We start from the raw sequence: 19,513 nt of genomic DNA, 5'->3' as shown, positions 1-19,513 counted from the left end.
ATTCGCCCCGCCGCGCGCGAACTCCGGGAGGTCGATTGCCCCATGAATTCAGCGGGCGGTGTCGGAATGAGTGGCGAGCGGTCCGGGGAAGAACTCGTCACCACGCTGTACGAGCAGTTCAAGGGCGGTTTGTACGCCCACGTGCTCGGCCTGACCAACCGCGATCGGCAGTGGGCCGAGGACGTGGTCCAGGAGACGTTGATCCGTGCGTGGCAGAACGCCGAGACGCTGGTCCGCGACCCGCGGATGCTGCGCGGCTGGCTGCTCACCGTGGCCAGGAGGATCGTCATCGACGGGTGGCGCACGAGGCGGGCCAGGCCTCACGAAGTAGAGCTGACCAGCCCGGACTCGGTCGAGGTCGAGGACGGGACCGAGCAGCGGCTGTCCATCATGGTGCTCAACGACGTCATCGGCAGGCTCGGCGAGGAGCACCGCGCCGCGATCTACGAGACCTACGTGCGCGGTCGCACGGTGCGTGAGGCGGCGATTGTGCTCGGCATCCCGGAGGGCACCGTGAAGTCGCGGGTCTACACCGCGATGAAGATCCTGCGCCGGGCGTTGCGGGAGTGGCACTGAAAAGGCCGCCGTCGGTCGACCGGAAAGTTATGCCCGGCCGGGCGCGCGCATTGTTCGCGAGGCCGGCGAATCGGCTCGCGGAAGTCGGTCCCGATTCTGGTCGAGGACCGGCGTCGCGTCTCTACGGTGGGCACCGAAGGAAATTCCGCGACCGCCATCGCGATCCTTCGGTACCGAAGGGACTGGACAGGTGTCCTACCGTGGTGGTCGGCGATCCACCGCCCCGGCTGCGCCGCAGCAGATCGGAGCTTTCCGGTGACGGCATCGAACCCGACATTGTCCGGCCGGGACCGCGAACTGCGCGCCGCCCGCTCGGTGCTGCACCGCGTGCTCGCGGCCCGGACCACGACCCTGCTGGTCACCGGTGAGATCGGCATCGGCAAGTCGGCCCTGCTGACCGCCGTCGCCGACCACGCCCGCGACCTCGGCTTCACGGTGGCGACCGCGACCGGGGCGCGGCTGGAGAGCGACCTGCGCGGCGGCGTGGTCACCAGGCTGGCGCAAGGCCTGCGCGACGGGCCGGCCGAGCCGCTGGACTGGTTCCACCGCGTGGTCCTCTCCGCGCTGGACCGCGGGCCCCTCCTGCTGGCCGTCGACGACGTCGACCTGGCCGACAGCTGGTCCCTGCGCAGCCTGGCCTACGTGCTGCGCCGGGTCGCCGACCGGCCGTTGGCGGTCGTGCTCGCCGCCACCACCGGTCAGTCGCCGGTCGGCGAGGTGACGTTGCCCGAACTGGTCGGCGCGCACCACGAGCACGTCGAGCTGACCGGCCTGGACGTGGACGCGGTGTCCGCCCTGGTGGGTGACGCGCCCGCGGCGGCCTGCCGTGACGTGACCAGGGGCAACCCCAAGTTGCTCGGCGCGCTGGCCGACCAGCTCCGCCCGGGCATGACCGCGGCCGACGTGCACGCGTTGGGCTCGGCGGACATCGGCGCGGCGTTACGGGTGCGGCTGCGCCGTGCCGAGGGCGCGGCGGAGGTGGTGCGCGCGGCGGCCGTGCTGGGCGAGGACGCGACCGCGGACCGGCTGGCCGCGTTGGCGGACGTCGAACCACGGCGCGCGCTGCGGCTCATCGACGGTCTGGTGCGGCTGCGTGTGTTCCGCGACGACTACCCCCTCGGCTTCGCCCACACGTACCTGCGCAACGCGGTGCTGGCCGATCTGCCGGTCGCCACCAGGGCCGCCGACCACGCGCGCGCCGCCGTGCTGCTGCGGGACGCGGGCGCGCCCGACGAACGGATCGCCGAACACCTGCGCGGAGCGCGCGCCGTGCCGCTCCCGTGGGGCGTGGAGATCCTGCGCCGCGCGGCGCGCAAGGCGACCCACGACGACCGCCTCGACGCCGCACAGGACTACCTGGAACGCGCGCTGGAGGAACGGCTGTCCTCCGACGAACGCCTCGCCGTCCAGCTCGAACTCGTGCACATCACGTTCCTCGTCGACCCCGCCGCGGGCATGGACCGGCTCCGGGACGCCCTGGCCCACGCCGACGACGCCCGCTCCGCCGCCGGACAGGCCGTCACCATGCTGCTGCGGCTGTGCAGCGGCCCGGAAGCGCGCCTGGCCGTGTCCATCGGTCTGCAACTGGTGTCCCGCCTCACGTCGCAGGAGCACGACGAGTCGTGGGAGCTGCGGGTCCTGTCGTACCTGGCGAGCGCGGGCAACAACGTCGGCCTCGCGTTGCGCGCCAGCATGTTCACCGACGAGCTGGAGTCGGAGGTGCCGCGCGCGCCGAGGCTGCGGCAGGTCCACTCCGCGTTGCTGTCCCTCGGGCACGCGTTGCGCGGCGAGTCGGCCGAGGACGCCGTCCGGTACGCCGCCGAGGCGTTGGAGGGCGAGCGGGTCGACGTGTTCGTCCAGCCGTTCGTGTTCACCGTCAGCACGTGCTTCATGGCCGACGCGCCCGACCTGGCCGAGCGGTTCCGCCGCATGATCGGCAGCGAGGCCGAGCCGCACGACTACCACCTGCGCAAGGGCACGGTCGTGTCGATGGCGCACGGCATGGACTTCCTCGCCCGCGGCGAACTGGTGCGCGCCAAGACGTTCCTCAAGTGGCAGCTGCGGCTGTTCGACGAGCTCGGCGCGGTCGCGGTGTGCCCCATGGCGATCCTGTGCGCGGCCAGGCTGGCGGAGGTGCTGGTCGACCTGGGCCGGTTCGAGGAGGCGCGCGACCTGCTGGCGCGCCACGGTTTCGCCGACGAGCTGCCGGAGCTGTTCCAGCACAACGTGACGCTGTTCGCGCGGGGCAGGCTCAAGCTCGCCACCGGCGACCCGGCGGGCGCGCTCGCGGACCTGCTCGAGTGCGGGCGAAGACTCACCGCGTCCAAAATAGACAGTCCGGCGGTGCTGCCCTGGCGGGCGTCGGCCGTCCGGGCGCACCTCGCGCTGGGCCGCCGCGAGGCCGCCGCCCAGCTGGCCGCCGAAGACCTGGCCCGCGCCAAGCGCTGGGGCACACCCCGCGCCATGGGCACCGCGCTGGTCTCCGTCGGCCTCACCACCGACGACGAAGCCGCGACCCGCGCGCTGCTCAAGGCGGTGGACTACCTGACCGGATCCGTCGCCCGCCTCCTGCACGCCGAGGCGTTGCTGGAACTGGGCGCCCAACTGCGCCGCCGCGGCCAGGCCGAACGCGCCATCCCGCACCTGCGGCAGGCCGTCGAGCTCAGCGCCCGGTGCGAGTCCAAGCCGCTGATCCGCCGCGCCGCGGAGGAACTGCGCGCGTGCGAGCCGGCCACCGCGCACGGCACCGTGCACGGGCTGACCAAGCAGGAGACCCGCGTCGCGGGCATGGCCGCGCGTGGCCTGACCAACCGGCAGATCGCCGAAGCCCTGTTCCTCACCCGCCGCACGGTCGAGCTGCACCTGTCCGGCGCCTACCGCAAGCTCGGCATCGCCGGCCGCGCGGACCTCGCGGGCGCGTTGCGCCGCCACCAGGACCAGTACTCCGCCTGACCTACTCCCGCACGGCGGCGAGCGCGTCGACCATGCCGTGGCCGTAGAAGCCGTTGTACTCGGAGTGGCCCGTGCAGAACGCGTCCTGCACACCCGTGCCGTTGAGGTCGTAGTCCGCCGGGCACGCCAGCGTCTCCGCCTGCGCGTTGAGCATCTTCGACAGGTCCAGCGCGCTGGCGCCGGGGTGCGTGGACGCCAGCAGCGCCGCCACCCCGGACACGTGCGGCGCGGCCATCGACGTGCCGCACGAGTAGTCGTAACCGGCGGACGGCACGGTCGACAGCACGCACCCGCCCCGCCCGTCGTCCGGCGCCTGCCTGCGGTCGCCGCCCGGCGCGGTCACGTCCACCGCGCCGAGGCCGTAGGAGCTGTACCCGGCCTTCACCCTGTCCGCGCCGATCGACGACACCGCCACCACGTTGCGCAGCTGCGCCGGCAGCACGAGGCACGTGGTGTCCACCGGCCGCGGCCGGACGTCCTCCGGCGCGGCGTTGGTCGGGCTCAGCGCGTCCCGGCCCGGCTTGGTCAGGTCGGCCGCCGCGTTGCCCGCCGCCGCCACCGTCAGCACGCCCCGCCCGGACGCGTGCTCGACCGCCCGCCGCACCGCCTCGTACACCACGGACTGGCCCTGCTCGTCCTGGCAGGTGAACACCCACGGGTCGATGAAGTAGCTGTTGTTGGTGATGGTCATGCCCCGTTCGGCGGCCCACATGAACCCGCACACCGCGTACTCGGGGTAGATGAACCCGGCGTCGTCCACGACCTTCACCGACGCGATCCGCACGCCCGGCGCGACCCCCGTCGTGCCGAGGCCGTCGTCGGCCGCCGCGATCGTGCCCGCGACGTGCGTGCCGTGCCCGGACGTCGTCGGCGCCCACGCGGCCGGGGACGGGTCCGCGACGCCGGTCGTGCAGCCGGCGGACAGCGCCGGGTCCAGCGCGCCGACCAGGTCGGGGTGCGTCGGGTCGATGCCCGAGTCGAGCACGCCCACCACCACGTCCCGGCTGCCCGTGCTCACCGCGTGCGCCTCGGCCGCCCGGATCAGGTCCATGTCCCACTGCTCGGCCGTGCGGTCCGCCGTGCCGCCCGCGGCGCGCGCACCGGTCGTCTCGTCGTCCTTCTTCTTCTGCCTGGCCGGCGCCCCGTTGCGCTTGGACAGGCCGTCGGCCTGCGCGCTGTACGCCCGGTCCGGGCCGATGTGCTGCCCGAAGCGCGGGTCCGGCGACACGGCGACGGCCACCGCGATCTGCGGGTAGTAGTGGGCGGTCGTGCCGCACGCCGCGGTGATCTGCGCGTCGGCCAGCGGCGCGCTGGTGCCGGGGGGGAACACGACCAGGTAGCGCAGCGTCGGACCGGGCTGCACGCAGTCCACCGCGGGCGCCGGCGCCTCGGGCTCGGCCGCGGACGCGGTCACCGAGAGGCAGCCGGTCGCGAGCAGCGCCGCGCTGACCGCGACCGCTTGGACGCGGCGGTGCAGAGGCACGGGGGACCTCCAGGGCTGGACCGGTGACGGGGGAGCCGTCGAGCCGACGTCAGGGGCGAACCGTCGATCGGACTGCTGCTGCCGGACCGTAGCCAGACGGGGCGGAGCAGACAAGCGCAACGGTGCCGAACAGGTCCAAGGTACCGTCCTCGTGGAGTAGGAGCGTGGACCGTTGGGGTGCTCACCCCGTCGCGGGCCACCCGGCACCCAAGGGGAGTAGCTCTGAGCCGCCAGCAGCAGCCCAACCCGTCGGCCGCACCTGTGCAGAAGCTGCGACTGCGCTACGCCAAGCGCGGTCGGCTGCGGTTCACGTCACATCGTGACATCGCGCGCACGTTCGAGCGCGCGTTGCGTCGGGCAGGCGTCCCCATGGCCTATTCCCAGGGCTTCAGCCCTCACCCGAAGGTGTCATGGGTGGGTGCGGCGCCCACGGGCGTGGCGAGCGAGGCCGAGTACGTCGAGGTGTCCGTCGTCGACCGGGTCGACCCGGAGGCGCTGCGGACCGCCCTGGACGCCGTGCTGCCGCCCGGGCTCGACGTGCTGGAGGTCGTCCAGTCGGCCGGCGGCACGCTGCCCGAGCGGATCGAGGCCAGCGCGTGGCGGGTGGAGTTGCCCGGCGTGTCGCCCGAAGAGCTGACCGAAGCCGTGGCGGCGCTGATGGGCGCCGGGTCCGTCGAGGTCGAGCGCCTGACCAAGGACGGGAAGAAGATCGTGGACGTCCGGCCGGCGATCGTGTCGGCCCAGGTGGAGGCACCGGCAGGGGTGCATTCGAGCGACGCCGGACACGATGCACGAGATTTGTCACAGCCGTGTGGGATACTCATGACGGTCGTACGGCAGACAACCCCTACCGTGAGGCCCGACGACGTGCTGAGTGCGCTCCGAGTCGTCGCCGACCTGGTTCCGCCGGTCCCCGCGAAGGCGACCCGGATGGCGCAGGGGCGGCTGGACGATGAAGGCGGCCTGGTCGACCCGCTTGCCCTGGACAGGGCGGCGGAGGTCTGACCGGGCGGTGATCGGAGCGGCGCTGACGGCGTCGTCGAAAGTGTTATAGGACCTGCTGTGCCGCGTGCCCCACGGGTGGGCGCCACAGCGCGAGGCAAGGATTCCCGCCGCCAGCCGCGGCGGTGAGTGGACAAGAGAGGCCCCTGCGCGGCCGCGTCGGTTGGGACGCGCCCGGGGGCGGAGGAGCTGCATTGTCGAACACGGAAAAGCCTGCCGGAGCCGCCGGCGGGGGTAACGCCACACCCGCACACCCGGATCTGGCGGACTTGCCCGCCAAGCTGCGGGTGCACGCGCTGGCCAAGCTGCTCGGCGCGAGCAGCAAGGACGTGGTGGCCGCCCTCGCCGACCTCGGTGAGACGGTGAAGGGCGCGCAGTCGAGCGTGAGCCGGGATCTCGCGCTCAAGGTCGCCGAGAGCCTCCTGGCCTGGGACGACATCGTCACCGGCGAGGTGGACGAGCAGACCGAGGAACCGGTGCGGGTGACCCGTGAGGTCGCGCCGCTGGTGCCGCTGTTCGCGCCGCCGTCCGCGGTGTTCCTGCCGCCGACCCCGGTGGTCAAGGAGGTCCCGGCGAGCCGGGACGACGACCTCGACGACACCGAGGACGACACCGACGAGCACGCGTCCGCCGACGACGCCGGTGACGAGGGCGAAGGCCGCCGCCGCCGTCGTCGTGGCCGGCGTGGCCGCGGTCGCGGCAAGGGCGTCGGCGACGAGAACGGCGACGACGAGAACGGCGAGGAGCAGGCCGAGGCCGCCGAAGCCGAGGCCGAGACCGCCGACGAGGCGTCGGCCGACGACGAGGGCCCGGGCAGCCGGCGCCGTCGGCGCCGCCGCCGCCGCAAGACCGGCGCCGAGGAAGAGGCCGCGCCGAGCGAGGACGACCCGCCGAACACGGTCGTCCACGTCCGCGAGCCCAGCCGCGACGCCCGCGACGACAAGGCCGACTCCGAGGCCGCGCAGAGCGAGGTGCGCAGCGTCCGCGGGTCGACCCGGCTGGAGGCCAAGCGCCAGCGCCGCCGTGACGGCCGCGAGGCCGGTCGCCGCCGTGCCCCGGTGCTGTCCGAGGCCGAGTTCCTGGCCCGCCGCGAGGCCGTGGAGCGCACGATGGTGGTGCGCGAGCGCGGCGACCGCACGCAGATCGGCGTGCTGGAGGACGGCGTCCTGGTGGAGCACTTCGTGACCTCGTCGGGCAGCGGTTCGCTGGTCGGCAACGTCTACCTCGGCCGGGTGCAGAACGTGCTGCCCTCGATGGAGGCGGCGTTCATCGACATCGGCCGCGGCCGCAACGCGGTGCTGTACGCGGGCGAGGTCGACTGGGACGCGGCCGGCCTGGAGGGCAAGGCCCGCAAGATCGAGCAGGCCCTGTCGACCGGCGACAGCGTGCTGGTGCAGGTCACCAAGGACCCGGTGGGCCACAAGGGCGCCCGGCTGACCACCCAGATCAGCCTGCCCGGCCGCTTCCTGGTCTACGTGCCCGGCGGCGGCGCGACCGGCATCAGCCGCAAGCTGCCCGACAACGAGCGCAAGCGCCTCAAGGACATCCTCAAGCGCGTCGTCCCCGAGGACGCGGGCGTCATCATCCGCACCGCCTCGGAGGGCATCGCCGAGGAGGAGCTGGCCCGCGACGTCACCCGCCTGCAGGCGCAGTGGCAGGTCATCAAGGACAAGGCCGACACGCCCAAGGCCCAGGCCCCGCAGCTGCTGTACGAAGAGCCGGACCTGCTGGTGAAGGTCGTGCGCGACCTGTTCACCGAGGACTTCGCCCAGCTCGTCGTCCAGGGCGCGGACGCGTGGGAGACCATCGACGGCTACGTCCGGCACGTCGCGCCCGACCTGCAGGAACGGCTGCGCAAGCACGTGGGCAACAGCGACGCGTTCACCGAGTACCGCATCGACGAGCAGCTGCTCAAGGCGCTGGACCGCAAGGTCTGGCTGCCGTCGGGCGGCTACCTGGTCATCGACCGCACCGAGGCGATGACGGTCATCGACGTCAACACCGGCAAGTTCACCGGATCGGGTGGAAACCTCGAGGAGACGGTGACCCGGAACAACCTGGAGGCGGCGGAGGAGATCGTCCGCCAGCTCAGGTTGCGCGACATCGGCGGCATCATCGTGATCGACTTCATCGACATGGTGCTGGAGTCGAACCGCGACCTGGTGCTGCGCCGGCTGACCGAGTGCCTCGGCCGTGACCGCACCCGCCACCAGGTGGCGGAGGTGACGTCGCTGGGTCTGGTGCAGATGACGCGCAAGCGGGTCGGCACCGGCCTGCTGGAGGCGTTCTCGACGACCTGCGAGCACTGCCGCGGGCGCGGCCTGGTCGTGACGACCGAGCCGATGCACGCGCACGGCAACGGCGGTGGCAACGGCGCCGCCCAGCAGCCCGCGCAGCAGCAACAGCAGCAGGGCGGTGGCCGCAAGTCGCGCCGGGCCAAGTACGCGGACACCCCGGAGCCCGTGGCCGAGCAGACCGTGGAGCCGACCGAGGAGCCCGAGGCGATCGCGGAGCAGCCGACGTCGGTCGAGCCCGTGTCCGCCCTGGTGGAGGAGGAGGCCGCGCCGGAGACCCCGAAGCGCGACCGCCGCCAACGCCGCCGGGCCCGCCGCGAAGCCGGTGCGGTCATCAAGCACGGCGACGAGGAGCCCGAGCTGTCGACGGCGCCCGAGCCGTCCGCGCCGGAACAGCCCGGGCCGCGGCAACCCGCCGCTGTCGAGCAGCCGGTCGCCGAGCCGGTTGCCGAGCAGCCGGTCGTGGAGCAGGCCGTCGCCGAGCAGCCCGCTCACGCGCTGGCCGCGGACACGGCGGAGCAGGCCGTCGAGGCACCCTCGACGCCCGTTGCCGAGCCCGTCAAGACCGGGCGGACCCGTCGGCGGGTGACCAAGCCCGCCATGGTGCCCGAGCCCGTCACCCCGCCCGTCGCGGTGACGCCGGTCGCGGTCACGCCGGTGGAGGTGCCGCCCGCCGCCCAGGCGAGCCCCCAGGCACCGGTCGCCGAGCAGTCGGTCAACGGCCACGTCGAGCCGAGCGCGCCCGCGGTGACCACGCGTCGCCGCACGGCTCGCCGGGCCGCCTCCCGGCCCGCCGGCCCCCCGCTGGACGGGGTCAAGGAGAGCTGATCCACCGCCACGCCGGAACCGCTGCCCAGCCCGTCTGAGCAGCGGTTCCGGCGTGTCAGGACCGGTTCGCCGACCCCGGTTTGACCACGCCGTCCACCGCCACGTAACCTGATGCACGGCCCGCCGTCCGGTGGGCCCTGTCGCGTGAAGCCCAGCTCGCTCGTTCTCAGTGCGGCCGAGGCGCGCGCGATCCCGTCCCGTCGAGTAGCAGGAGACTTCCGTCCCGATGTACGCGATCGTCAAGACCGGCGGCAAGCAGTACAAGGTGGCTGTCGGCGACGTCATCGAGGTCGAGAAGCTCGAAGGCGAGCCGGACACCGAGATCACCTTCGCGGCGCCGCTCCTCGTTGTGGACGGCGATGACGTCACCTCCGCGGCGGACGCCCTGGCGAAGTTCTCGGTGACCGGCAAGGTCGTCGAGCAGACCAAGGGCCCCAAGATCCGCATCCACAAGTTCAAGAACAAGACCGGCTACCACAAGCGCCAGGGTCACCGCCAGAAGTTGACCCGCGTCGAGGTCACCGGCATCACCGGTAAGTGAGGATCTGACTAGCCATGGCACACAAGAAGGGCGCCTCCAGCTCCCGCAACGGCCGTGACTCCAACGCCCAGTACCTCGGCGTCAAGCGGTTCGGCGGTCAGGTCGTCAAGGCCGGTGAGATCCTGATCCGCCAGCGCGGCACCAAGTTCCACCCCGGTGTCAACGTCGGTCGCGGCAAGGACGACACGCTGTTCGCGTTGACTCCCGGTGCGGTCGAGTTCGGCACCAAGCGCGGTCGCAAGACCGTGAACATCGTCCCGGTCGAGGCTGCTGCTTAAGCGCCTCGGGCGACGACGGAACGACCTCCGACGAGGGGCGGGACCGGTGCATTCCGGCTCCCGCCCCTCGTTGCTTCTTTAGGAAAGGAAGTCCCCGTGTCCCGCTTCGTCGACCGGGTCGTCATCCACGTCGCCGCAGGTGACGGGGGCAACGGGGTCGCGTCCGTGCACCGCGAGAAGTTCAAGCCGCTCGGTGGCCCCGACGGCGGCAACGGCGGCAAGGGCGGCGACGTCGTGCTGGTCGTGGACTCGCAGGTCCACACGCTGCTCGACTTCCACTTCCGCCCCAACGCCGCCGCCGGCAGCGGCAAGGGCGGCCAGGGCGGCAACCGCGACGGCGCGCACGGCGCGGACCTCGAACTGCGCGTGCCCGACGGCACGGTCGTCATGACGCCCGAGGGCGAGGTGGTCGCGGACCTCGTCGGCGAGGGCACCCGGCTGATCGCGGCCCAGGGCGGCCGCGGCGGCCTCGGCAACGCCTCGCTGGCGTCCAAGGCCCGCAAGGCCCCCGGTTTCGCCCTGCTGGGTGAACCGGGGGAGCAGCACGACCTCGTGCTGGAGCTGAAGTCCGTCGCGGACGTCGGCCTGCTCGGCTTCCCGTCGGCGGGCAAGTCGTCGCTGATCTCGGTGCTGTCCGCGGCCAAGCCGAAGATCGCCGACTACCCGTTCACCACGCTGGTGCCGAACCTGGGGGTGATCACCGGCGGCGAGACCATCTTCACCATGGCGGACGTGCCCGGCCTGATCCCCGGCGCGTCCGAGGGCAAGGGTCTCGGCCTGGACTTCCTGCGGCACATCGAGCGCTGCGCGGTGCTGGTGCACGTCGTGGACTGCGCGACGTACGAGCCGGACCGCGACCCGCTGTCGGACATCGACGCGCTGGAGGAGGAGCTGGCGAAGTACACCCCCTCCCTGGCCGACGACCTGGCCGAACGCCCGCGCGTCGTGGTCCTGAACAAGATCGACGTCCCCGAGGCGCGTGACCTGGCCGAGCTGGTGCGCCCGGACATCGAGGCACGCGGCCTGCCGGTGTTCGAGGTGTCCACCGCCAGCCGCGAGGGCCTGCGCGAGCTGACGTTCGCGTTGGCGCGCGTGGTGGAGGAGTACCGGGCGGCGAAGCCGAAGCAGGAGTCGACCCGGATCGTGCTGCGGCCCAAGGCCGTGGACGACCAGGGCTTCACCGTGGTGGAGGACCCGCTGAGCGAGGGCGGCTTCATCGTGCGCGGCGAGCGGCCCGAGCGGTGGATCCGGCAGACCGACTTCAACAACGACGAGGCCGTCGGCTACCTCGCCGACCGGCTCGCGCGCCTCGGTGTCGAGGACGCGCTGGTCAAGATGGGCGCCGAGCCGGGCTGCCAGGTCACCATCGGCGACCTGGTGTTCGACTGGGAGCCGACGACGCCCTCGGGCATCGCGATGACCATGAGCGGTCGCGGCACGGACGCGCGGCTGGAGGTTAGCAACCGCGTCGGCGCGTCCGACCGGTTGGCGGCGAAGAAGGCCCGTCGCATCCCCGGCGAGTACGACGAGTTCGAAGAGGACGACGACGAGTGATCGGTTCGGTGGCGGCGTCGCAGGCCCGACAGGCGGTGTCCGCGGCGTCCCGGGTCGTGGTGAAGGTCGGGTCGTCGTCGTTGACCACCGCCGCGGGCGGGCTGGACCGGTCGCGGCTGGACGGCCTGGTGGACGCGGTCGCGGCACGGTGTGCGGCGGGCAGCCAGGTGGTGCTGGTGTCGTCGGGCGCGATCGCGGCCGGTCTCGCGCCGCTGGGCGTGACGCGGCGGCCCCGTGACCTGGCCACGCAGCAGGCGGCGGCGAGCGTCGGCCAGTTGGCGTTGGCGCACGCGTACGCGAACTCGTTCGGGCGGTTCTCGCTGACCGTGGGGCAGGTGCTGCTGACCGCGGACGACGTCGTGCGGCGGTCGCACTACCGCAACGCGCAGCGCACGTTCTCGCGGCTGTTGGCGTTGGGCGCGGTGCCGGTGGTGAACGAGAACGACACGGTGGCCACCGAGGAGATCCGGTTCGGCGACAACGACCGGTTGGCCGCGCTGGTGGCGCACCTGGTCGGTGCGGACGCGTTGTTCCTGCTCTCCGACGTCGACGCGCTCTACGACGGCGATCCCCGGCAGCCGGGCGCGCAACGCGTCACCGAGGTGGCCGGCGCGTCCGATGTGGACGGTGTGCGGGCCGGTTCGGTCGGTGCGTCGGGGCTGGGCACGGGCGGCATGGCGTCGAAGCTGGCCGCGGCCAGGCTGGCGGCGTCGGCGGGCATCCCCGTGCTGCTGGCGGGCGCGGCGGACGCGTCGCGGGCGTTGAGCACGGCGGACGTCGGCACGGCGTTCGCGGTGACCGGCCCGAGGCTGTCCGCGCGTCGCTTCTGGCTCGGGCACGCGGCCGACGCGACCGGCAGGCTGGTGCTGGACGACGGCGCCGTGGCCGCGGTCGTCGGCCGCAGGCGTTCGCTGCTGGCGGCGGGCATCACCGGGGTGGAAGGCGCGTTCGAGGCCGGTGACGTGGTCGAGCTGGTCGACCTGTCCGGGCACGTGGTGGCCCGTGGCGTGGTCGGGTTCGACGCCGCCGAGCTGCCCGCCCTGATCGGCCGCAAGACCGGCGAGCTCCCGGCCGAGCAGCGCCGAGAGGTCGTGCACGCCGACGACCTGGTGCCGTTGCGCGCCTGAGTTTCAGGCTCGGTCGCGCAGCCACCGTTCCGCCGCGTGCCAGATGAGGTGCGGGTCGACATCCTCGGTGTGCCACGTGGTGGCGCGGGTCGTCCCGAGATCCCGGTACTTCCGCATGATCGCCACGTGCGCGGGCAGGCCGACGAAGCCGCGCAGGCCCGCGTGGTCGCGCCACATCGACACCGAGCCCAGCCGCTTGCGCAGCGGTTCGGCCCACAGCCACAAGCCGACCGCGCCGTTCAACCGCGGCCACTCGCGGCTGAGCGCGAAGCCCGCCCGGTAGGCGCCGGGTGTCCGCCGGAGACCGTCGAGGGTGAACTCCGTGACGCTGACCAGCACCGGTCCCGCGAAGTCCGCGTCCGGGCCGGTGATCCACTTGCTCCTGAGCACGTCCACTCCGCGGTGTCCGACAATTCGTCTCAACTCAAGATAGTTGGAAACTGAGACGATTTGCGGTGACTACCATCACGGGCATGGTCGAGGAGGAGCGGCAGGACCTCGCCGCGCTGCTGCACCGGCTGACCAAGGCGCTCGTCGCCGCGGAACTGCCGCTGCTGGAGCGGCACGGGCTGGGCATGTGGGCCTACGTGGTGCTCACCGAGCTGTCCCACGGCCCCGCACCGACCCAGTTGGCGCTGGCCAGGGCAGTCGACGTGGACAAGACCAAGATGGTCGGCATCATCGACGGCCTGGAGGCGGAAGGGCTGGTCTCCCGGCGACCCGACCCGGACGACCGGCGGGCACGGATCATCGAGCCGACCGCGGAGGGGCGCAAACGGTTGCGCGCCGCCCGTGCCGCGATCCGGCGCATGGAGGACGACTTCCTGGCCGAGCTGCCCGCGGCCCGGCGTGCCACGATGCTGGAGGCCTTGCGCGACCTGTCCGGCGAGCCGTTGACCCGGTTGACCGCGACCTCCTGAGCCGCGGCGTTATCGCAGGGTTTCGCCCTTCGTCTCGGGCATCGTGAGGATCACGACGAACGCGATGGCCGCGCCGGCCGCGACGTAGAAGAAGAACGTGCTGCCCGGCAGCCACTGGATGACCAGCGGCGCGGTGCCGCCGAACAACGCCACGGTCAGGTTGTACCAGGAGCCGATGCCCAGGGCGCGCAGCTCGGTCGGGAACAGCTCGCTCATCACGGCGGGCGCGATCGACGTCATGGCCGTGTAGAGGCCGAGGCCGACGCAGAACACCAGCAGCAGGTTGCCCACGCCCGGCCCGATCAACGTCGACAGCGGCACGACCAGCACCGCCGTCGCGGCCGACCACGCCAGCAGTTGCGGCTTGCGGCCGACGCGGTCCGACAGCGCGCCCATGGGGTACTGCAGGACGATGAACAGGGCCGTCGCGATCGACAGGGCGAGGAACACGTCCCCCGCGTCCGCGCCCCGCTTGGCCACCGCGAACGGCGTCAGCGCGCTGAAGAACGTGTAGTAGCACAGCGTCGACAGCATGGTGAAGCCCACGAGCCGCGCGACCGCCTTCGGGTGCTCGCGCAGCGTCATCAGCAGCGGGTGCTTGAGCTCCCGCGCCTTGGCCTTGTTGTGCTCGAACTGCTCGGTCTCCTCCAGGCTGCGCCGCAGCCACAGGCCCACCAGCCCCAGCACCCCGCCGACCAGGAACGGGATGCGCAAGCCGTACGACGCCAACTGGGCGGCGTCGAGCGAGCGGGACAGCGCGTACCCGAGCAGCGACGCCACCAGCACGGCGGTGCCGGTGGAGATGTAGAAGAACGCCGAGTACCGCCCCCTCCGGCGCGGCGGCGCGATCTCCGCCAGGTACGCCGAGGCGTTGGAGACCTCACCGCCCAGCGACAGCCCCTGCGCGACGCGGGCCAACAGCAACAGGACGGGCGCCAGCCACCCCACCTGGGCGTAGGTCGGCAGCAGGCCGATCGCGACCGAACCGCCGGCCATCAGGACGATGGTCAGCAGCATCGCCGTCCGCCGCCCGCGCAGGTCGGCGAACCGTCCGAGCAGATAGCCGCCCAACGGCCGGAAGAAGAACGCGATCGCGTACGCCGCGAGCGTGTTGATCAGCGCGAGCCGCGGGTTGTCCTTGGGGAAGATCTGAGTGGCGAAGTAGATCGAGAACGTCGCGTAGATCGTCCAGTCGTACCACTCGATGGCGTTTCCGATGCTCGCCGCGACGAGCTTGCGGATGGGCAGGCGGTGCTGGGGCTCGATCTCCAGGGCAGCCATGGGTTGGACACAACCACAAAGCCGCTGAAGTCGGTAGATCCTTCACCGAACCCCGTCGTGCTCACCCCCGCGAGTCGACCGCCGCGCGCCACTCGGTGGCCAGCAGGCCGAACAGCAGGTCGTCCGTCCACTCTCCTTTCGCCCACGTGGCCGACACCCGGTGCCCCTCCTGCCGGAACCCGAGCCTGGCCAGCAACCGCGCCGACCTCACGTTGCGGGCGTCGCACTCGGCTGCCACCCGGTGCAGCCCGCGCACCTCGAACAGGTACGCCAACACCCGTCCCACGGCCTCGGCCGCGTACCCGCGCCCCTGGTGGGCCGTCGCCAGCGTGTACCCGATGTCGGCCTGCATCCGGTTCTCGTGCAGACCCACCCCGACGTCCCCGACGAGCACCCCGCCCGCCTCGACCGCGAACTGGTACCAGCCCGGTGCGGTCGGGTCTGCCACGGCGACCTCCCGCACGAACTCCTCGGCCTGCGCCAAGGAGAACGGCGCCTCCCAACCCTGGTACCTGGCCACGTCCGGGTCCGACCGGTACTCGGCGAACGCCGGCGCGTCGGCGGCCGTGAAAGGCCGCAACACCAACCGTTCCGTCGTCAATCTCACTCCGTCTCCCTCACCCCCCTCGTCACGCCGTCACGGCCAACGCGAACGGCAGCACCGCCGTCGCACCCGCCCGGCGCAGCAGCCGCGCGGCGACCGTCATCGTCCACCCGGTGTCCACCTGGTCGTCCACCAGCAGGACCGGACCGTCCACACCGGACAGATCGGGCACGTCGGTTTCGCGCACCAGCCCCGCCAACCGCTGCGCGCTGTTGGCCCGGCGCGCCGCCTCGCCCAGCCACACCTGCCCGAGCAGCGGCAGCCGCCCGACCGCCGAGATCCGCTGCCCGAAGCTGCCCACGAGCGCGGGCCTGGTCCGCGACCCGACCGTCACCACGCCCACCGGCCGCTCCGCCCAGCTCCACGCGGACAACACCTTCACGCACGCGGCGAACACGTCCTCGGGGATCTCCTGGTCGGCCGCGGCGAACAGCGACCGCAACCGGTTGCCCCAGCCGATGTCGGTCAACCGCCCCAACGCCCGCCCCGTCGCCGCGATCTCGCCCGGCGGGATCTTCCCGGACAGCGACACCCCGGCCGCCGCCATCCCGGTGGGCCACATCTTGCGCGGCTCCACCTCGACGCCGGGCCGCAGCAGCCGTTCCCGCGCCGCCGACGCCGCCGCGTCCGACACCTCCGCCGACGGCCGCTGCCCCGTGCAGTTGTCGCACCGCCCGCACGGCGCCGCGTGCGGGTCGTCCAACTGCCGCAACAGGAACTCCATGCGGCAGCCGTCGGTGGCCAGGTAGTCCAGCACCGCCTGCCGCTCCACCTGCCGCGCCGCCTCGATCCGCTCGTACCGCTCGGCGTCGTAGGACCACGGCTGCCCCGTCGACACCCACCCGCCGCGCACCCGCCGCACGGCGCCGTCCACGTCGAGCACCTTCAACACCACTTCCAGCCGGGTGCGCGACAGCTCCACCATCGGCTCCAGCGCCGCCGTCGACATCGCCCGGTCCGCCGGCAGCACGTCGAGCACCTGCCGCACCACGTGTTCCGGCGGGAACGCCAGCGACGCGAAGTACGCCCAGATGTCCTTGTCCTCCGGGCCGGGCAGCAACAGCACCTCGGCCCGCTCCACCCCACGGCCCGCACGGCCGATCTGCTGGTAGTAGGCGATGGGGGAGGGCGGCGCGCCCAAGTGCACCACGAACCCCAGGTCCGGCTTGTCGAACCCCATGCCCAGCGCCGACGTCGCCACCAGCGCCTTGACCCGGTTCGCCAGCAGGTCCTCCTCGGCCCGTTGGCGCTCGCCCGGGTCGGTGCGGCCCGAGTATGCCGTCACCTCGTAGCCGCGTTCGCGCAGGAACGCCGCCACGTCGTCCGCCGCCGCCACCGTGAGCGTGTAGATGATCCCCGAGCCGGGCAGCTGCTCCAGCCGCTCGGCCAGCCACCCCAGCCTGGCCTCGGCGGTGGGCAGCCGAACCGCGGACAGCCGCAGGCTCTCCCGGTCCAACGGCCCGCGCAGCACCAACGTGTCCGTGCCCGAGCCCAGCCCCAACTGGTCGGCCACGTCCCGCACCACCCGGTCGTTGGCCGTGGCCGTGGTGGCGAGCACCGGCACGCCCGCCGGCAGTTCGGTCAGCAACGTGCGCAGCCGCCGGTAGTCCGGCCGGAAGTCGTGGCCCCAGTCGGAGATGCAGTGCGCCTCGTCCACCACCAGCAGCCCCGCCGACGCGGTCAGCGACGGCAGCACCGTGTCCCGGAAGTCGGGGTTGTTCAGCCGCTCCGGCGACACCAGCAGGACGTCCACCTCACCGGACGCCACCCGGTCCTGCACGTCCTGCCACTGGTCGGTGTTGGCCGAGTTGATCGTCGCCGCGTGCACGCCCGCCCGCGCGGCGGCGTCGACCTGGTTGCGCATCAGCGCCAGCAACGGCGACACGATCACCGTCGGCCCCTCGCCCAGGGACCGCAGCAACGCCGTGGCGATGAAGTACACGGCGGACTTGCCCCACCCCGTGCGCTGCACCACCAGCGCCCGCCGCCGTTCGGACACCAGCGCGTGGATCGCCGTCCACTGGTCGTCACGGAGGACCGCCTGAGGGCCCGCCAGAGCCCTCAGCCGTTCCTCGGCCAGTTCCCGCAATGCGCTGTCGTCCATGGCGCCCACAGTGGCAGACGCCCCCGACAGGACGGACACCTGTGCGACGGTCCGGACCCCAGCTTCACCTGATCGTGCACGCCCGTCCGATCCTCGGGAACCTCGGCGACAGCCACCACCGGGTGACCGTAGGCTTGACGACGTGACTGATGACCTGCGCGAACAGGTGCACGCCGCGGCCCGGCGCGCCCGTGTCGCCGCCAACGAGCTCGTCCTCGCCACCCGTGAGAGCAAGGACGCCACACTGCACGAGATGGCCGCCGCCCTGCGCACGCGCGCCGCCGAGGTGCTGGAGGCCAACGCCAAGGACCTCGAAGCCGGCCGCGCCGCGGGCCTCAACCAGGGCCTGCTGGACCGCCTCGCGCTCACCGAGGCACGCATCGACGGCGTGGCCCAGGGCCTGGAGACGGTGGCCGGCCTCGCGGACCCGATCGGCGAGGTGCTGCGCGGCTCGATCCTGCCGAACGGCCTGGAGCTCAAGCAGGTCCGCGTCCCGATGGGCGTGGTCGGCATGGTGTACGAAGCCCGCCCGAACGTCACCGTGGACGCGGCCGGCTTGGCGCTGAAGTCCGGCAACGCGGCCCTGCTGCGCGGCTCGTCCACCGCCGAGCACTCGAACACCGCGCTGGTCGCGATCCTGCGCGACGCGCTGGAGACCGCCGGCCTGCCCGCCGACGCCGTGCAGCTGCTGCCGTGCCACGACCGCGCCTCGGTCACCCACCTGATCACCGCGCGCGGCCTCGTCGACCTGGTGATCCCGCGCGGCGGCGCGGGACTGATCAACGCCGTCGTGCAGCAGGCCACCGTGCCCACCATCGAGACCGGCGTGGGCAACGTGCACGTGTACGTGGACGCGAGCGCCGACCTCGACATGGCGCTGCGCATCGTGCTCAACTCCAAGACCCGCCGCACGAGCGTGTGCAACGCGGCCGAGTCGCTGCTGGTGCACGCCTCGATCGCGGACGAGTTCGTGCCCCGCGTCACCGACGCCCTGACCGCGCAGAACGTCACCATCCACGGCGACGAGCGGTTCGCCCGCGACTCCAGGGTGCAGGCCGCCACCGACGAGGACTGGGACACCGAGTACCTGTCGCTGGACATCGCCGCCCGCGTGGTGGACTCGCTCGACGAGGCCATCGGGCACATCGCCGAGCACGGCTCCGGCCACACCGAGGCCATCGTGACCAGCGACCTCAACGCGGCCCGCCGGTTCACCACCCGGGTCGACGCGGCGGCGGTCATGGTCAACGCGTCCACCGCGTTCACCGACGGCGGCGAGTTCGGCATGGGCGCGGAGATCGGCATCTCCACCCAGAAGCTGCACGCCCGCGGCCCGATGGGGTTGACCGAGCTGACCTCGTCGAAGTGGGTGGTCTGGGGCGAGGGGCACGTCCGGCCGACGTCGTGAGCAGGCCCCGTGACGCCGCCGCGACCAAGGCGGCGTTGCTGGACGCCGCGACGAAGCTGTTCGGCGAGCGCGGGTTCGACCGCACCACGGTGCGTGACATCGCGAGCCTCGCGGGCGTGAACCAGGCGTTGCTGTTCCGCTACTACGGCAGCAAGGACGCCCTGTTCGCGACCGTGCTGGCCACGCAGAGCCGTGAGCTGCTGGAGGACTCGCCCGCCGAGCACCTGTTGCGCAACGTGCTGCTGAGGATGATGGAGGAGAAGCCGAGGCGCGAGGACCACCCGTTGTACGCGGTGCTGCGGTCCTCGCACCACGACTCGGCGGCGGAGGTCGTGCGGCGGCAGTTGGGCGAGGAGTACGCGCGCGCTCTGGCGTCACTCACGGACGCGGAGGACGCGGAGTTGCGCGCGGACCTCGTCCTGGCGTGGGTCGTGGGTATCGGTGTGCTGCGGACGGTGTTCGGCAAACAACCCCTCGCGAACGCGGACGCCGCGACCGTCGCGTCGCTGGTGACGCAAGCCGCCTCCGTCCTGTTGGAACACACCGAACCCGGTTGACGGT

General features: G+C 72.5%; 16 protein-coding genes. 11 read left to right on the top strand and 5 right to left on the bottom strand.

What is annotated here, in order from left to right:
* Positions 1 to 66 precede the first annotated feature (66 nt).
* Positions 67 to 576 carry a sigma-70 family RNA polymerase sigma factor gene (locus ADK67_RS45480; RefSeq protein WP_231648689.1) on the top strand — a complete coding sequence of 170 codons (510 nt, stop codon included), beginning with the start codon at positions 67 to 69 and terminating at the stop codon, positions 574 to 576.
* A gap of 255 nt (positions 577 to 831) precedes the next feature.
* Positions 832 to 3,528: a LuxR C-terminal-related transcriptional regulator gene (locus ADK67_RS45475; RefSeq protein WP_157621609.1), complete on the top strand. Its 2,697-nt coding sequence runs from the start codon at positions 832 to 834 to the stop codon at positions 3,526 to 3,528.
* Between the two features lies 1 nt (position 3,529).
* On the opposite strand, the gene ADK67_RS45470 is transcribed toward ADK67_RS45475, so the two are convergent.
* A complete protein-coding gene (locus ADK67_RS45470; RefSeq protein ID WP_053722833.1) occupies positions 3,530 to 5,011 on the bottom strand; it encodes a S8 family peptidase in 1,482 nt (493 codons plus the stop codon).
* Between the two features lie 261 nt (positions 5,012 to 5,272).
* Here ADK67_RS45470 and ADK67_RS45465 point away from each other — a divergent pair, with 261 nt between their 5' ends.
* From ADK67_RS45465 to proB, 6 genes are all read left to right on the top strand, one after another.
* On the top strand, positions 5,273 to 6,016 hold the full coding sequence (locus tag ADK67_RS45465; RefSeq protein WP_053722832.1) for a TIGR03936 family radical SAM-associated protein: 744 nt from the start codon (positions 5,273 to 5,275) through the stop codon (positions 6,014 to 6,016).
* Positions 6,017 to 6,207: 191 nt separating this feature from the next.
* Positions 6,208 to 9,135: a translation initiation factor IF-2 N-terminal domain-containing protein gene (locus tag ADK67_RS45460; protein ID WP_053722831.1), complete on the top strand. Its 2,928-nt coding sequence runs from the start codon at positions 6,208 to 6,210 to the stop codon at positions 9,133 to 9,135.
* 226 nt (positions 9,136 to 9,361) lie between these two features.
* The gene (gene rplU, locus ADK67_RS45455; RefSeq protein WP_053722830.1) at positions 9,362 to 9,676 is read left to right on the top strand and encodes a 50S ribosomal protein L21; all 315 of its coding nucleotides are present in this window, start codon (positions 9,362 to 9,364) and stop codon (positions 9,674 to 9,676) included.
* A gap of 14 nt (positions 9,677 to 9,690) precedes the next feature.
* The gene (gene rpmA / locus ADK67_RS45450; protein ID WP_053722829.1) at positions 9,691 to 9,954 is read left to right on the top strand and encodes a 50S ribosomal protein L27; all 264 of its coding nucleotides are present in this window, start codon (positions 9,691 to 9,693) and stop codon (positions 9,952 to 9,954) included.
* Between the two features lie 96 nt (positions 9,955 to 10,050).
* A complete protein-coding gene (gene obgE, locus ADK67_RS45445) occupies positions 10,051 to 11,508 on the top strand; it encodes a GTPase ObgE (RefSeq protein ID WP_053722828.1) in 1,458 nt (485 codons plus the stop codon).
* Positions 11,505 to 12,635 (top strand): glutamate 5-kinase, encoded by a 1,131-nt coding sequence (proB, locus tag ADK67_RS45440; protein WP_082404811.1) that lies wholly within the window; start codon positions 11,505 to 11,507, stop codon positions 12,633 to 12,635. Before obgE ends, proB begins: the two co-directional genes overlap by 4 nt.
* Before the next feature lie 3 nt (positions 12,636 to 12,638).
* Here the strand turns inward: proB and ADK67_RS45435 are convergent, their stop codons facing one another.
* Positions 12,639 to 13,025, bottom strand: a complete 387-nt coding sequence (locus ADK67_RS45435) for a hypothetical protein (RefSeq protein WP_053722990.1) — start codon at positions 13,023 to 13,025, stop codon at positions 12,639 to 12,641.
* A gap of 65 nt (positions 13,026 to 13,090) precedes the next feature.
* On the opposite strand from ADK67_RS45435, the gene ADK67_RS45430 reads away from it, so the two are divergent.
* Positions 13,091 to 13,555 carry a MarR family winged helix-turn-helix transcriptional regulator gene (locus ADK67_RS45430; protein ID WP_231648688.1) on the top strand — a complete coding sequence of 155 codons (465 nt, stop codon included), beginning with the start codon at positions 13,091 to 13,093 and terminating at the stop codon, positions 13,553 to 13,555.
* A 9-nt stretch (positions 13,556 to 13,564) separates the two neighbouring features.
* Here ADK67_RS45430 and ADK67_RS45425 read toward each other — a convergent pair whose 3' ends face one another.
* The 3 genes from ADK67_RS45425 to ADK67_RS45415 form a co-directional block, all read right to left on the bottom strand.
* Entirely contained in the window at positions 13,565 to 14,836 is a 1,272-nt protein-coding gene (locus ADK67_RS45425) for an MFS transporter (protein WP_053722826.1), read from the bottom strand.
* Between the two features lie 61 nt (positions 14,837 to 14,897).
* The gene (locus ADK67_RS45420) at positions 14,898 to 15,443 is read right to left on the bottom strand and encodes a GNAT family N-acetyltransferase (protein ID WP_053722825.1); all 546 of its coding nucleotides are present in this window, start codon (positions 15,441 to 15,443) and stop codon (positions 14,898 to 14,900) included.
* Between the two features lie 22 nt (positions 15,444 to 15,465).
* Positions 15,466 to 17,544 (bottom strand): RecQ family ATP-dependent DNA helicase, encoded by a 2,079-nt coding sequence (locus ADK67_RS45415; protein ID WP_053722989.1) that lies wholly within the window; start codon positions 17,542 to 17,544, stop codon positions 15,466 to 15,468.
* A 142-nt stretch (positions 17,545 to 17,686) separates the two neighbouring features.
* Here ADK67_RS45415 and ADK67_RS45410 point away from each other — a divergent pair, with 142 nt between their 5' ends.
* Both ADK67_RS45410 and ADK67_RS45405 read left to right on the top strand, forming a co-directional pair.
* On the top strand, positions 17,687 to 18,952 hold the full coding sequence (locus tag ADK67_RS45410) for a glutamate-5-semialdehyde dehydrogenase (protein WP_053722824.1): 1,266 nt from the start codon (positions 17,687 to 17,689) through the stop codon (positions 18,950 to 18,952).
* Positions 18,949 to 19,509 carry a TetR/AcrR family transcriptional regulator gene (locus ADK67_RS45405; RefSeq protein WP_053722823.1) on the top strand — a complete coding sequence of 187 codons (561 nt, stop codon included), beginning with the start codon at positions 18,949 to 18,951 and terminating at the stop codon, positions 19,507 to 19,509. The genes ADK67_RS45410 and ADK67_RS45405 overlap by 4 nt, the downstream gene beginning before the upstream one ends.
* The last annotated feature ends 4 nt before the right edge of the window (positions 19,510 to 19,513 follow it).

This window comes from Saccharothrix sp. NRRL B-16348 (genome assembly GCF_001280085.1).
Taxonomy (GTDB): domain Bacteria; phylum Actinomycetota; class Actinomycetes; order Mycobacteriales; family Pseudonocardiaceae; genus Actinosynnema.
This window is presented reverse-complemented; position numbering and strand designations above follow the sequence as displayed.

Coding starts and splice junctions, on each gene's coding strand:
- rplU (WP_053722830.1), top strand. CDS start 9,362: ATGTACGCGATCGTCAAGACCGGCGGCAAGCAGTACAAGGTGGCTGTC.
- rpmA (WP_053722829.1), top strand. CDS start 9,691: ATGGCACACAAGAAGGGCGCCTCCAGCTCCCGCAACGGCCGTGACTCC.
- ADK67_RS45480 (WP_231648689.1), top strand. CDS start 67: ATGAGTGGCGAGCGGTCCGGGGAAGAACTCGTCACCACGCTGTACGAG.
- ADK67_RS45425 (WP_053722826.1), bottom strand. CDS start 14,836: ATGGCTGCCCTGGAGATCGAGCCCCAGCACCGCCTGCCCATCCGCAAG.
- ADK67_RS45415 (WP_053722989.1), bottom strand. CDS start 17,544: ATGGACGACAGCGCATTGCGGGAACTGGCCGAGGAACGGCTGAGGGCT.